Raw genomic sequence first — 13,897 nt, forward strand, 5'->3', positions numbered from 1 at the left:
TCGAAAGGCAGCTGTATGTCCGAACCCCTCCAGCAGGCCGACATCGACCGGGAGATCGCCGAGTACGGCGAGCAGACCCCCACCCCGACCGGTCACCCCGCCCGCGACTACGCCCCCTACCGCAGCACCCTCCTGCGCCACCCCAAGCAGCCGCTCATCGCCGTCAAGGACCCCGAGGCGGTGGAGCTGTCGGGGCCGGTGTTCGGAGCCACCGACGTGACACCCCTGGACAACGACCTCACCAGGCAGCACCTCGGCGAGCCGCTGGGCGAGCGGATCACCGTGCGGGGCCGGGTGCTCGACCGGTCGGGACGGCCCGTACGCGGCCAGCTCGTCGAGATCTGGCAGGCCAACGCGTCGGGACGCTACCTGCACCAGCGCGACGACCACCCGGCGCCGCTCGACCCCAACTTCACCGGCGTGGGCCGCTGCCTGACCGGCGACGACGGCGGTTACGTGTTCACCACGATCAAGCCCGGCGCCTACCCGTGGCGCAACCACCGCAACGCGTGGCGACCGGCGCACATCCACTTCTCGCTGTTCGGCAGCGCGTTCACGCAGCGGCTGGTCACCCAGATGTACTTCCCCGGCGACCCGCTGTTCCCGTACGACCCGATCCTGCAGTCCGTCACCGACGCGAGCGCCCGGCAGCGGCTCGTCGCCGAGTACGTGCACGACCTGTCCGAGCCGGAGTTCTCGCTCGGCTACCGATGGGACATCGTGCTCGACGGCCCCGCCGCGACCTGGATGGAGGAAGGCCGGTGAACCCCACCCCCTCGCAGACCGTCGGCCCGTTCTACGGGTACGCGCTGCCCTTCCCCGGCGGCGGCGACATCGCGACCGGCGGCATCGCCGTCCACGGGTACGTCTACGACGGCGCCGGCGACCCGGTGCCCGACGCGCTGCTGGAGTTCTGGCAGGCCGGCGAGGACGGGCAGGTGCGCGGCGCGCCCGGCACGCTGCGCCGCGACCCCACCACCGGGGCCGTGCTCGGCAGGGACGGCGTCGTCTTCACCGGCTTCGGCCGCGTCGCCACCGACCTCGACGGCCACTGGGCGCTGCGTACCGTACGGCCCGGGAACGGGTACATCAGCGTGTGCGTGTTCGCCCGCGGCCTGCTGCACCACCTCTACACCCGCATCTACCTCGGGCAGGACCCCTTCCTCGACTCCGTGCCCGCGGAGCGGCGGCACACGCTGCTGGCCGAGCAGGAGCGGGACGGGGTCTACCGGTTCGACGTCCATCTGCAGGGCGAGAAGGAGACGGTCTTCCTTGACTTCGGCTGATCCCGCTGACCTCGGCCTGCTGTCCCCGATGCGGGGCGCGGCCGAGACCACCGGGGACGCCGCCGTGCTCCAGGCGATGCTGGACGCCGAGGCCGCGCTGACCCGCGCGCAGGCGGCGCTCGGCCTCGCGCCCGCCGCGGCTGCCGAGGCGGTCACGGCCGCCTGCCGCGCCGACGCCTTCGACCTGCCGGGCCTGGTCGTACGGGCCAGGTCAGGGGGCAACCCGGTCATCCCGCTCGTCGCCGACCTGCGGCGGGCGGCCGGGCCGCACGGCCCGTACGTGCACCGGGGCGCCACCAGCCAGGACATCCTCGACACCGCCCTGATGCTGGTCGCCCACCGCGCTCTGGGCCCCGTGCTCGCCGAGCTGGACACCGTGATCGACCGCCTGGCCACGCTGGCCGCCGACCACCGCGCCACCCCGATGGCCGCACGGACCCTCACCCAGCAGGCGGTCCCGACGACGTTCGGCCTCAAGGCGGCGGGCTGGCTGACCCTGGTCACGGACGCCTCTGTACGCCTCACGGCGGCCCGCCACGCCCTCCCCGCTCAGCTGGGCGGCGCCGCCGGCACCCTCACCGCCTTCCACACCGACGCCCAGAAGTCACGTGGGGGACGGGAGCCCGAGCAGGAGCCCGCCGCCCGGCCAGGAGGGGGACGGGAAGCCGGGTCGCCGGAGTCCGGCGCGCGGCCGGTGGCGCTGGAACTGCCGGCGCGGTTCGCGGCCGAGCTGGGGCTGGCCGTGCCGGTGTTGCCGTGGCACGTGCTGCGGACGCCGGTGGCCGACCTGGCCGGGGCGCTGGCTTTCACGGCGGGGGCGCTCGGGAAGGTGGCGGCCGACGTGCTGGTGCTGTCGCGTACCGAGATCGGCGAGGTGACCGAGGGCGTCGGCGGCGGGTCGTCGTCCATGACGCACAAGCACAACCCGGTGCGGGCGACGATGATCGCCGCCGCCGCCCGCCAGGTGCCCCCGCTGGCCGCCACCCTGTACGCCGCACTCGCCGCCGAGGACGAACGCCCCTCAGGCGCCTGGCACGCTGAGTGGCAGCCGCTGCGCGAGGCCCTCCGCCTGGTCGCCGGCGCCACCAGGGACGCCGCCGAACTCGTCGCCGACCTGCGCGTCCACCCGGACCGCATGGCCGCCAACCTCTCCGTCGACGGCACCCCGGCCCCGGCCCCCGCCCTCGTCGACCAAGCCCTCACCCACCACGAACACCGAGACAAGGCACGCCATTGATGTTGCAGCACCGTCTGGACGGCCCCGAGCGGGGAGAGCCGCTCGTCCTCGCCCCCTCGCTCGGAACCTCCACCCGCCTGTGGGAGCCGCAGGTGCGGACGCTGGCCCGCACGTACCGGGTGCTCAGGTTCGACCTGCCGGGCCACGGCGGCTCCAAGCCGCTCCCGGCGAGCACGGTCGAGGAGCTGGCCGCGCTGGTGCTGGAGGCGACGGAAGCGGCGGGCATGGAGAGCTTCCACTACGCGGGCGTCTCGATCGGCGGCGCGATCGGCGCCACGCTGGCCGTCCGCCACCCCGGCCGGGTCAGGTCGCTGGCGATGGTGTGCTCGAGCGCCAGGTTCGGCGACCCGGAGGGCTGGCACGAGCGGGCCGCGCTGGTGCGCGCGGAGGGCACGGGCCCGCTGCTGGAGGGCGCGGCGGGCCGCTGGTTCGCGGGCCCGCCCGACCAGGCGCTGCTGGACGACCTCGCCGCCGCCGACCCCGCCGCGTACGCCGCCTGCTGCGAGGCCCTGGCCGGTTACGACCTGCGCGCCGAGCTGGCCCAGATCACCGTGCCGGCGCTGGTGGTGGCCGGTCGCGACGACCCGGCGACACCGCCCGCGCACGCCAGGGAGCTGGCGGACGGCATCCCCGGCGCCACCCTGGTCGAGCTGCCCGGCGCCGCCCACCTGGCCCCGGCCGACCAGCCGGAGCGCGTCACCAAGGCACTGCTCGACCACCTGCCGTCCGTCCCCGGCGTGCGGGTGCGCCGCGAGGTGCTCGGCGACGCGCACGTGGACCGCGCCGTCGCCCGCACCACCGACTTCACCAGGGACTTCCAGGACTTCATCACCCGCTACGCCTGGGGCGAGATCTGGACCCGCCCCGGCCTCGACCGGCGGACGCGCAGCTGCGTCACGCTCACCGCACTCGTCGCCGGGGGCCACCTGGACGAGCTGGCCATGCACGTACGCGCCGCGCTGCGCAACGGCCTGACTCCTGACGAGATCGGCGAGGTGCTGCTGCAGAGCGCCGTCTACTGCGGCGTCCCCGCCGCCAACGCCGCCTTCGCCGTCGCCCAACGCGTCCTGCACGAGGAGGAGAAGGGCTGAGCCGTCGGCCCCGCGCCCCCCCAAGCAGGTGGTCAGCGGGCCGGTGCCGGGGCGGGTGTCTGGCCGAGCTCCTCCGTCGGCACCCGGTACGTCTCCCGCGCCGTAGCCACCGCGACCGCGCTGATCGCGCACAGGATCGCGGTGAACACCCCGACCCCTGTCCACCCCTGCAGCCCGAGCCAGCCGTCGGGGGAGACGATCCCGGCGGCGGAGGCCACGGCGAACCCGGCGATGGCGAAGCCGATCTGGGTGCCGATGGCCATGCCGGACAGACGTACGCGGGTGCTGAACATCTCGCCGTACAGAGCAGGCCAGATGCCGTTCGAGGCGCTGTAGACGACGCCGAGCGTGAGGATCCCGACGAGGAACACCAGCGGATAGCTCCCCGAGTTGATGGCCGCCAGATAGGCGAAGATCATGATCGGGCTGCCGATGGCCCCGATGAGGAACACCGGCTTGCGCCCGATCCGGTCCGACAGCCGCGCCCACAGCGGGATCGCGACGAGCGCGACGGCGTTGGCGGCCACGCCGACCCAGAGCATGGTGGCGTTGTCGAGCCCGATCTCGTCGCTGGTGGCGTAGTTGAGCGCCCAGACCGTGAAGATCGTGCTGACGGTGGCGATGAGCGCCGCGCACACCACCCGCAGCACGCTGCTCCAGTGGTCGCGGAAGAGCACGGCGAGCGGCATGCGCGGCACGGTGCCCGCGGCCACCTCCTCCTCGAACGCCGGCGTCTCCTCAAGCCGCCGCCTGATGATCCACCCGGCCACCGCCACCGCCACGCTCAGCCAGAACGGCACCCGCCAGCCCCAGGTCAGCAACTGCTCCTCGGGCAGGGCGGCGACCGGGATGAACGCGAACGTGGCCAGGATCTGCCCGAACTGGGTGCCGTTCAGGGTGAAGCTGGTGAAGTAGCCGCGACGGTCGGCGGGGGAGTGTTCGAGGGTCATGGAGTTGGCGCTGGCCTGCTCGCCCGCCGCCGACAGCCCCTGCATGATGCGCAGCAGCACTAGCAGGACGGGCGCGGCCCCGCCGATCTGGTCGCGGGTGGGCAGGCAGCCGATGAGGAACGTCGACAGCCCCATGAGGACGAGCGTGAACACCATGATCTTCTTGCGGCCGAACCGGTCGCCGACGTGCCCCAGGAAGAACGCGCCCACCGGCCGGGCCGCGTAGGCGACGCCGAAGCTGGCCAGCGACTGGAGGGTGGCGGTCGCCGGGTCGGAGTCGTCGAAGAACACCCGGCCGAAGATCAGCGCGGCGGCGCTGCCGTAGATGAAGAAGTCGTAGTACTCGAGCGCGCTGCCGATCCAGGCGGCGACGGCGGCCTTGCGCGGCGTGCCCCTGCCGAGGGGGCTGCCTGGCGAGTTGCCTGGGGAGTTGCCTGGTGCGTTGTCGGTCACGTGAGCTCCTCGGGCTCTGGCTCCTCGGTGAGCGTGGTGGTGGCGGCCCCCGGCGCCGGTTACCCGTGTTTTACGAACTAGATAGTTAATTAATGTGGGAGCAATGCTGACGTGGCGCGCGTCACATGTCAAGGACGGCTTCCCGCGGGCGCGGATGGTGGGTTATAACGAACTCACTAGTCCGTACGTTGCTGATCGGGGAGCGCCGCATGACCTCGTACCTGACCGGGCTGATCGGCTCGGGCATCGGTCCCTCGCTCAGCCCGCCGCTGCACGAACGCGAGGCCGCGCACCATGGCCTGCGCTACGTCTACCGGCTGCTCGACACCGACCGCCTCGGCGACGACGTCGGCGAGCTGCTGCGCACGGCCCGCCGGTTCGGCTACGACGGGCTCAACATCACCCACCCCTGCAAGCAGGCCGTCATCCCGCACCTCGACGAGCTGTCACCCGACGCCGCCATGCTGGGCGCGGTCAACACGGTCGTCTTCGACGGCGAGCGCGCCGTCGGGCACAACACCGACTGGACGGGCTTCGCCGAGTCGTTCACCCGGGGCCTGCCGGGCGCGGCCACCCGCCACGTCGTCCAGCTCGGGGCGGGCGGCGCCGGCGCGGCGGTCGCGTACGCGCTGCTCACCCTCGGCGTGGACGTGCTGACGATCGTGGACGCCGACCCCGCCAGAGCCGCCGCGCTGGTCGACCGGCTCGCCGCCGGCCACGCCGTCCACCACGCCGCCCGCGATGCCGCCCGCGATGCCGCGCGCGATGCCGCCCGCCACGCTGGCCGCCACGCCGTCCATCACGGCTCCGGCCGCGTCCGCCAGGGCGGCACCGGCGACCTGCCCGCGCTGCTCGCCGAAGCGGACGGCCTGGTGCACGCCACGCCCACCGGCATGGCCCACCACCCGGGGCTGCCGCTGCCGGCCGAGCTGCTGCGTCCCGGCCTGTGGGTGGCCGACATCGTCTACCGGCCGCTGGAGACCGAGCTGCTCAAGCGGGCCAGGGCGCTCGGCTGCCGCACCCTCGACGGCGGCGGCATGGTCGTCTTCCAGGCCGCGCACGCCTTCCGCCTGTTCACCGGCCGCTCCCCGGACGCCGAACGCATGCTCGCCCACCTGACCGAACTCACCTGACCGCCCCGGCACGAGGAGAAGCCATGCGCAAGTCGATCGCCACCGTGTCGGTGAGCGGCACGCTGACGGAGAAGCTGACGGCGGTGGCGGCGGCCGGGTTCGACGGGGTGGAGATCTTCGAGAACGACCTGCTCGCCTGCCCGCTCCCGCCCGAGGAGATCCGCGCCAGAGCGGCGGACCTGGGGCTCACCATCGACCTCTACCAGCCGTTCCGCGACTTCGAAGGCGTGCCGCGCGCCCGCCTGCGGGCCAACCTGGAGCGGGCCGAGCACAAGTTCCGGCTGATGCGGCGGCTCGGCGCCGACCTGCTGCTGGTCTGCTCGAACGTCTCGCCCGAGTCGATCGGCGACGACGGCCTGGCCGCCGAGCACCTGCGGCTGCTCGCCGAGCGGGCCGCCGGGCACGGCATCCGCGTCGCGTACGAGGCGCTGGCCTGGGGCCGGCACGTCAACGAGTACCTGCACGCCTGGAACATCGTCCGCCAGGCCGACCACCCCAACCTGGGCACCTGCCTGGACAGCTTCCACATCCTGTCGCGCGGCTCCGACCCGCTCGGCATCGAGGCCATCCCCGGCGAGAAGATCTTCTTCCTGCAGCTCGCCGACGCGCCGCTGCTCGCCATGGACGTGCTGCAGTGGAGCCGCCACCACCGCTGCTTCCCAGGGCAGGGCGGCTTCGACGTCGCGGGGCTGGTCAGGCACGCGCTGAACGCCGGGTACGCGGGGCCGCTGTCGCTGGAGGTGTTCAACGACCACTTCCGGCAGGCCGGCACCGGGCGGACCGCGCGCGACGGCATGCGTTCGCTCATCGCGCTCGAAAGGCAGGTTCAAGGGGTGGCGCACCCGTCCGTGCCGTCGGGGTTCGCCTTCGCCGAGCTGTCCGGCACCGGCTCGCTGAACGGCGTACTCCCTGCCCTCGGCTTCGCCCGTACGGGCAGGCACAGCGGCAAGCCGGTCGAGCTGTGGTCCCAGGGCGAAGCCCGCCTGCTGGTCAACGCCACCGGCACGGGCGAGCACCCGGAGCCGGGGCGGGCCCATGCGGCCGGCGCGGAACCTGGGCTGGTGGCGATCGGGCTGGACAGCCCGGACCCCGGGCGGGCCGTCGCGCACGCCGAGTCCCTGCTGTCGCCCGTACTGCCGCGCGAGCGCGCCCCGCAGGACGCGCCGCTGCACGCGGTCGCCGCGCCCGACGGCACGGAGATCTTCTTCTGCGACGACGCCTGGCTCGCCGACTTCGCGCCCGAGGGGACCGGCGGCACGGGGATCACGGGGATCACCCACATCGACCACGTGGCGCTGGCCCAGCCGCCGCACTACTTCGACGAGGCCGCGCTGTTCTACCGGGGCGTGCTCGGGCTGCAGCCGCAGGAGAGCCTGGAGGTGCCCGACCCGTACGGGCTGGTGCGCAGCCGCGCCATGTCCAGCTCGCAGGGGTCCAGCTCGCGGGGGTCCAGCTCGCGGGGGTCCAGCTCGCAGGGGTCCACCCCGCCGGGGTCCACCGCGCAGGGGCCCGGCGTGCGCATGGTGCTCAACCTGGCCCAGGTCGGCGCCGGCCAGCCCCCGCCCCAGCACGTGGCGCTGGCCGGCCCTGACGTGCTGGCGGTGGCCGGCAGGCTGCGCGCCGAGCACCCTGAGCTGCTGCTGCCGATACCCGCCAACTACTACGACGACCTGGAGGCTCGCCACGACGTGCCGCCGGAGTTGCGGGAGCTGGGCGTCCTGTACGACCGCGACGCGCACGGCGGCGCGTTCCTGCACCTCTACACGGTCACCGTGGGCCGGGTGTTCTTCGAGATCGTCCAGCGGATCGACGGCTACGCCGGGTACGGCGCGGTCAACGCCCCCATCCGCCTCGCCGCCCAGCACCACGGAAGCCGGACAGAGCCGCCTATGATGAGCGAATGACCTCGACCCCCGCCACCGCCGAGCGCCGGCGGGACGCCGACCGCACGCGGGCGGAGATCCTCGACGTCGCCCAGCGCGAGTTCGCCCGCTACGGCTACGCCGGGGCCAGGGTCGACGAGATCGCGGCCCGCATGCGCACCACCAAGCGCATGATCTACTACTACTTCGGCAGCAAGGAACGGCTCTACATCGCCGTCCTGGAGAAGGCGTACGCCGAGGTGCGGGCGGTCGAGCGCACGGTCGACGTCGAGCACCTGGCGCCCGTCGAGGCCATCCGCACGCTGGCGGAGCTGACGTTCGACCACCACGACGCCCACCGCGACTTCATCAAGCTCGTCGCGATCGAGAACATCCACCAGGCCGAGCACATCCGCAAGTCGGAGGCGCTGGCCGGCCTGGGCGCGCCGGTGCTCGACCTCATCACCCGCATCCTGGAGGCGGGGCGGGCCTCGGGCGACTTCGTCACCGAGGCCGACGCCATCGACGTGCACATGATGATCAGCGCGTTCTGCTTCTTCAGGGTGGCCAACCAGCACACGTTCGGTGCGCTGTTCGGGCGCGACATGACCGCGCCCGAGCACCGCGACCGGCTGCGGCGGATGGTCGGCGAGATGACGGTCGGCTACCTGTGCGGCTCAGGCCCCCGCCCCTGACCCGGGCGCGGGGCCGGTGGACAGCCGGGGCACCAGGGCCGGAGTGACGGAGAAGCGCATCGCGGCCGTGCGCCCCTCGACGCGTTCGAGCAGCAGCCGGGCCGCCGTCCTGCCCATGAGCGTGCCGTCCTGGTCGATGCTGGTCAGCGAGATGTTGGCCATCGCCGCCAGCCGGGTGTTGTCGTAACCGGCCACCGACACGTCACCGGGCACCGACAGCCCCGCCTCGTGCAGCGCCGACAGCGCGCCGAACGCCGCCTGGTCGGCGCCCGCGAAGATCGCGGTCGGCCGGGGCGAGCGGGCCAGCAGCTCGCGCGTGCCGTCGTAGCCGCCCTCCTCGGTCCAGCTCGTCGTCGCGATCGCGATCTCGCCGGCCAGCCCGTGCTCGGCCATCACCCTGCGGTACGTCTCCGCCCTGGTCAGGTGCGGCAGCGCGACCGGCTTGCCGCGGCCCGCGTTGCGCTGCGAGATGTGGCCGATGCGGCGGTGGCCCAGCTTGATGAGGTGGCGCACGACCAGCTCGGTGCCGGCGTCGTCGTCGTCGAAGACCGCGTCGTACGCCGACGAGCGCTCGTGGCGGCCGAGCACGATGAGCGGCATCTCCCCGGCCACCTCCTCCAGCCGCGACTTCGGGGTGATCGGCGCGATCATGAGAATGCCGTCCACCTGCCGGTCGATGAGCGCCTCGATGGCCCGGCTCTCGGCGGCCAGGTCGGTGCTGCCGCCCTGCACCAGGATCGCCTGGTAGCCGCTGCCTCCGAGCTGCTCGCCGACGCCGTCGAGCACGTCGGCGAAGAACGGGTTGCGCACGTGGGGGATCAGCACGCCGATCGTGAACGTGCGCCCGCGCATGGCCCGCGCCGCCGCGTGGGGCCGGTAGCCCAGCTCCTCGATGGCGGCCTTGACCCGGTCGCGCATGGCGGGGCTGGCGCCGTAGGCGTTGCGCAGGACCTTGGAGACGGCGGTGGTGGACACCTGGGCGTGGCGGGCGACGTCCGCGATCGTCACCCGGCGCCTGGGCTCGCGCTCCGCCCTGCGGCCCGCCCTGTGTCCGGCCATGTGTCCCGCCTTCCCGCCCGCGTCGCCGCTCGTCGGTGACGAGTGTAGGAGCCCGCGCGCACCCCCGGCAGCCTGATGAGCAACGATGCCCTGGCTGTGCTGTTCAAGCCTCCGATCTGGTGCTGGAACTGGGAACAATCGTGGACAACGTTCCCCAAATGACGTCTTGACGCACCGGCGCACGGCGGTTTACGTTAGCTCGCGTCAGGGTGTTAAAACGTTTCAACAACCACCGCCTCTTCCGCACGATCGTGGCCGGCGACGACCGCCGGGGCCATCCAGGGCTGACCAGAAGGAGCGCCTTGCTACACGTCACACCACCTGCCTTCGAGCACCACCGCGACCCGCTCGGCATCGGCGAGAGCCGCCCACGACTGTCCTGGACCACGACCACCGACGCGCCCGGCTGGACGCAGGCGGCGTACGAGATCGAGATCCGCGACGCGTCCGGCACAGCGGCCTGGCGGGTCGAGTCGGGGGAGTCGGTGCTCGTGCCCTGGCCGGGCGCGCCGCTGGGGTCGCGCGAGCGGCGCGAGGCGCGCGTCCGCGTGCACGGCGCCGACGGCTCCTCCGGCGGCTGGAGCGACTGGGCGGCGGTCGAGACCGGCCTGCTGGAGGCCGCCGACTGGCAGGCGGGGGCCGCCGCGCCGCCCCGCGACCTGCTCGGCCCGCCCGACGGCCCCGCCCTGCTGCTGCGGCGCGACTTCACCCTGCGCGGCCCCGTCGCGCGTGCCCGCCTGTACGTCACCGCCCACGGCCTGTACGAGGCCGAGCTGAACGGCCGGACCGTCGGCGACGACGTGCTCGCCCCCGGCTGGAGCAGCTACGACCGGCGGCTGCGTTACCGCACCCACGACGTCACCGCCCTGCTGCGCGAGGGCCCCAACGCGATCGGCGCCACCCTGGCCGACGGCTGGTACCGCGGCCGCATCGGCTTCGGCGGCGGCAAGACCGCCATCTACGGCGATCGCACCGCGCTCATCGCCCAGCTGGAGGTCACCTACGAGGACGGCGGCACCGACCTGGTCGTCACCGACGAGCACTGGCGCTGCGCCACGGGCCCGATCACCGCCGCCGGCCTGTACGACGGCGAGCGGTACGACGCCCGCCTGCTGCCCCAGGGCTGGTCGGAGCCCGGCTTCGACGCCGCCGCCTGGACGCTCGCCGACGTGCTCGGCCACGACCCCGCCCGGCTCGTCGCGCCGACGGGTCCACCGGTGCGCCGGGTCGAGACGCTGAGGCCGCGGCAGGTGCTGACAGGCCCGTCCGGCGAGACCATCCTCGACTTCGGCCAGAACCTCACCGGCCGGCTGCGCATCCGCGTCCAGGGCCCCGCCGGGCAGACGATCACCCTTCGCCACGCCGAGGTCCTGGAGGACGGCGCGCTCAGCCTCCGCCCGCTGCGCCACGCCGCCGCCACCGACACGTACACGCTGCGCGGCGACGACGTCCCGGAGGAGTGGGAGCCCCGCTTCACCATGCACGGCTTCCGCTACGCCCAGATCGACGGCTGGCCTGGCCCGCTGCCCGAGCCCGGCGCCGGGACCGGGGTCGAGGCCGGCGGTGGCGACGGTGCCGGGGTCGAGGCCGCGATCGAGGCGGTCGTGTGTCACACCGATCTGCGGCCGACCGGCACGTTCCGGTGCTCGGATCCCGACCTCAACCGCCTGCACGACAACGTCGTCTGGAGCCTGCGCGGCAACTTCGTCGACGTCCCCACCGACTGCCCCCAGCGCGACGAGCGCCTCGGCTGGACCGGCGACCTCCAGGTCTTCGCGCCGACCGCCGCCTTCCTCTACGACTGCGCGGGCCCGCTGGCCTCCTGGCTCGCCGACCTCGCCGCCGAGCAGGCCAAGCTCGGCACCGTGCCGCACTACGTGCCGTGGGTGCCGCTGATGCCCGCAGAGCCCGCCGCGGCGTGGGGCGACGCCGCCGTCATCGTGCCCTGGGTGCTGTACCAGCGCTACGGCGACATCGGGCTGCTGCACACCCAGTACGCCAGCATGAGGGCGTGGGTGGACCACATCGCAGAGAGGGCGGGCGAGAGCCACCTGTGGGACACCGGCTTCCAGTGGGGCGACTGGCTCGACCCGGCGGCGCCGCCCGACAAACCGGGCCAGGCACGCACGGACTCTGCCCTGGTCGCCACCGCCTACCACGCCTGGACGGCCCACCTCGTCGCCGAGACCGCCGCGCTGCTCGGCCACGACGACGACGCGGCCCACTACGCGAGGCTGGCGGGGGAGGTGCGGGCGGCGTTCGGGCGCGAGTTCGTCACGCCGTCGGGGCGGCTGGCCTGCGACACCCAGACCGCGCACGCCCTCGCGATCTGCTTCGACCTGCTGGAGACGCCCGGGCAGCGTGAGCGGGCCGGGCGGCGGCTGGCCGAGCTGGTCGCGGCCGACGGGCACCGCATCGGCACGGGCTTCGTGGGCACGCCGCTGGTCTGCGACGCGCTGGCGGCGGTCGGCGCGTACGGCACCGCGTACGAGCTGCTGACCCAGCGCGCATGCCCGTCATGGCTGTATCCGGTCACCATGGGCGCCACCACGATCTGGGAACGCTGGGACAGCATGCTGCCCGACGGCAGCGTCAATCCGGGCGAGATGACCTCCTTCAACCACTACGCGCTGGGCGCGGTGGCCGACTTCCTGCACCGCACGGTCGCCGGGCTCGCCCCCGCGGCCCCCGGCTACCGGCGGCTGCGCGTCGCGCCGCGTCCCGGCGGCGGGCTGACCGAGGCGCAGGCGGCGCTCGACACCCCGTACGGGACCGCCCGCGTCGCCTGGACCAGGGCCGGCGGCGAGCTGACCGTCACCGTCACCGTGCCGCCTGGCGCCACCGCGGAGCTCGACCTGCCGATCGAGGGCGGGCCCGCCGAGGCGGGGGCGGGCACGCACACCTTCACCGGTGCGCTTCAGGGCTGAGCGCGGTGCGGGCCCGGCCCTGCCGGGCCCGCCAGCCGCTTGCCGAGCCGCTGGGCGGGCGCCTCGACCAGGTGGTAGGTCAGCATGCTCAGCGGGATCAGGACGAGGAGGTAGCTGGGCAGGCCGGGGAGCACGTACAGCAGGATCGGGTGCAGCAGGTAGACGGAGAAACTGATCACGCCGAGCCGCGCCAGCCAGGCGGGGAACGTCCGCGTGCGCAGCCGGTACGCCAGCCAGAACGTGCAGAACGCCAGCACGATCGCCGACACCCACGCCGGGTCGTCCTTGGCGGGCAGGCCGCAGCCCAGCACCACCAGCACCGCCGTGATCGCGGCCCGCCAGGAGATCGTGCCCTGCTCGGCCCGGTACACCGCGGTCCCCGCGAACATCGTGGCCAGGATGATCACGCCCTGCCAGGTGCCGCCCCTGCTGCCCAGCACCACCAGCGCCAGCCCCAGCAACCCGCCCGCGACCGCGCCCGCCGTCCTCAACCGGTCCCTGGCCAGCACCGTCACCGCGACGGCCGCGACCACCGCGAGCCCGAGCGCCGCCGCCAGGAGGTCGGCCCGCCCGCCGATCACCGGCCTCGGCAGCAGCAGCCCGAGCGGCACGGCCGGCACCGCCAGCGCCACCGCGATCCCCGCCGACCGCCGCTCCTGTCCCACCGCGAACAGCGCCACGCACATCAGGTAGAAGGCCATCTCGTACGACAGCGTCCAGGTGACGTTGACGACGGCCGGCAGGTTCAGGAGTTCCTGGAGCATGGTCACGTTCCCCAGCACGACCAGCGCCGCCGGCCGGTCGCCCAGGCCGTCCGGCACCGGCAGCACGCCGGCCAGCGCCAGCCCGAGCATCAGCGCGCAGGCGAGCAGCAGCAGCGGCAGCAGCCGGAAGGCCCGCCCGGTCCAGAACGCGCGCAGGTCGCCCTTGCGCTCCAGCGACGCCGGGATGATGTAGCCGCTGACCAGGAAGAACACGAACACGCCCCACGTGCCCATGTCGATGTGCCGGTCCACCTCCGCCCAGACGGCGGGGATGAACGTCCAGCCGGCGTGGTGCAGGGTGACGGCCAGCGCTGCCGGCCCCCGCAGGGCGTCCAGCCAGGCCAGCCGGGCGGGGGCCAGGAACATCTGCCGCAGTCTAGGCCATGGGTCACGAAAAGCCGCTGCGAGTCCCGTCGTGAATATCCGGTTTCGCGCACGCG

General features: G+C 73.7%; 11 protein-coding genes. 8 read left to right on the forward strand and 3 right to left on the reverse strand.

Features of this window, described 5'->3' with window-relative positions:
* Window positions 1-15: 15 nt before the first annotated feature.
* Genes pcaH through pcaC form a run of 4 tightly spaced genes read left to right on the forward strand, consistent with a single transcriptional unit; the run spans window position 16 to window position 3,614 of the window.
* Window positions 16-765 (forward strand): protocatechuate 3,4-dioxygenase subunit beta, encoded by a 750-nt coding sequence (gene pcaH / locus AB0K12_RS12505; RefSeq protein WP_364559048.1) that lies wholly within the window; start codon window positions 16-18, stop codon window positions 763-765.
* Window positions 762-1,286 (forward strand): protocatechuate 3,4-dioxygenase subunit alpha, encoded by a 525-nt coding sequence (gene pcaG, locus AB0K12_RS12510; RefSeq protein WP_364559051.1) that lies wholly within the window; start codon window positions 762-764, stop codon window positions 1,284-1,286. The genes pcaH and pcaG overlap by 4 nt, the downstream gene beginning before the upstream one ends.
* Complete coding sequence (gene pcaB, locus AB0K12_RS12515; RefSeq protein ID WP_364559053.1) at window positions 1,273-2,523, forward strand: 3-carboxy-cis,cis-muconate cycloisomerase; 1,251 nt, start codon at window positions 1,273-1,275, stop codon at window positions 2,521-2,523. Before pcaG ends, pcaB begins: the two co-directional genes overlap by 14 nt.
* Window positions 2,523-3,614, forward strand: coding sequence for a 4-carboxymuconolactone decarboxylase (pcaC, locus tag AB0K12_RS12520; protein ID WP_364559056.1), 1,092 nt, complete (start codon window positions 2,523-2,525; stop codon window positions 3,612-3,614). The genes pcaB and pcaC overlap by 1 nt, the downstream gene beginning before the upstream one ends.
* Window positions 3,615-3,646: 32 nt before the next feature.
* Here pcaC and AB0K12_RS12525 read toward each other — a convergent pair whose 3' ends face one another.
* On the reverse strand, window positions 3,647-5,017 hold the full coding sequence (locus AB0K12_RS12525) for an MFS transporter (protein ID WP_364559059.1): 1,371 nt from the start codon (window positions 5,015-5,017) through the stop codon (window positions 3,647-3,649).
* Window positions 5,018-5,226: 209 nt separating this feature from the next.
* Here AB0K12_RS12525 and AB0K12_RS12530 point away from each other — a divergent pair, with 209 nt between their 5' ends.
* Genes AB0K12_RS12530 through AB0K12_RS12540 form a run of 3 tightly spaced genes read left to right on the forward strand, consistent with a single transcriptional unit; the run spans window position 5,227 to window position 8,707 of the window.
* Window positions 5,227-6,150, forward strand: a complete 924-nt coding sequence (locus AB0K12_RS12530) for a shikimate dehydrogenase (RefSeq protein ID WP_364559062.1) — start codon at window positions 5,227-5,229, stop codon at window positions 6,148-6,150.
* 23 nt (window positions 6,151-6,173) lie between these two features.
* Window positions 6,174-8,054, forward strand: coding sequence for a TIM barrel protein (locus tag AB0K12_RS12535; RefSeq protein WP_364559065.1), 1,881 nt, complete (start codon window positions 6,174-6,176; stop codon window positions 8,052-8,054).
* Window positions 8,051-8,707 carry a TetR/AcrR family transcriptional regulator gene (locus AB0K12_RS12540; RefSeq protein ID WP_364559069.1) on the forward strand — a complete coding sequence of 219 codons (657 nt, stop codon included), beginning with the start codon at window positions 8,051-8,053 and terminating at the stop codon, window positions 8,705-8,707. Before AB0K12_RS12535 ends, AB0K12_RS12540 begins: the two co-directional genes overlap by 4 nt.
* Here the strand turns inward: AB0K12_RS12540 and AB0K12_RS12545 are convergent.
* Window positions 8,690-9,766, reverse strand: a complete 1,077-nt coding sequence (locus AB0K12_RS12545; protein WP_364559072.1) for a LacI family DNA-binding transcriptional regulator — start codon at window positions 9,764-9,766, stop codon at window positions 8,690-8,692. The genes AB0K12_RS12540 and AB0K12_RS12545 overlap by 18 nt on opposite strands.
* 209 nt (window positions 9,767-9,975) lie before the next feature.
* Here AB0K12_RS12545 and AB0K12_RS12550 point away from each other — a divergent pair, with 209 nt between their 5' ends.
* Window positions 9,976-12,693 carry a glycoside hydrolase family 78 protein gene (locus AB0K12_RS12550; RefSeq protein ID WP_364559075.1) on the forward strand — a complete coding sequence of 906 codons (2,718 nt, stop codon included), beginning with the start codon at window positions 9,976-9,978 and terminating at the stop codon, window positions 12,691-12,693.
* Here the strand turns inward: AB0K12_RS12550 and AB0K12_RS12555 are convergent.
* Entirely contained in the window at window positions 12,684-13,823 is a 1,140-nt protein-coding gene (locus AB0K12_RS12555) for an acyltransferase (protein ID WP_364559079.1), read from the reverse strand. The two genes, AB0K12_RS12550 and AB0K12_RS12555, sit on opposite strands and share 10 nt — an antisense overlap.
* Window positions 13,824-13,897 lie beyond the last annotated feature (74 nt).

The sequence above is a fragment of the Nonomuraea sp. NPDC049419 genome, assembly GCF_040676995.1.
Lineage (GTDB): Bacteria > Actinomycetota > Actinomycetes > Streptosporangiales > Streptosporangiaceae > Nonomuraea > Nonomuraea salmonea.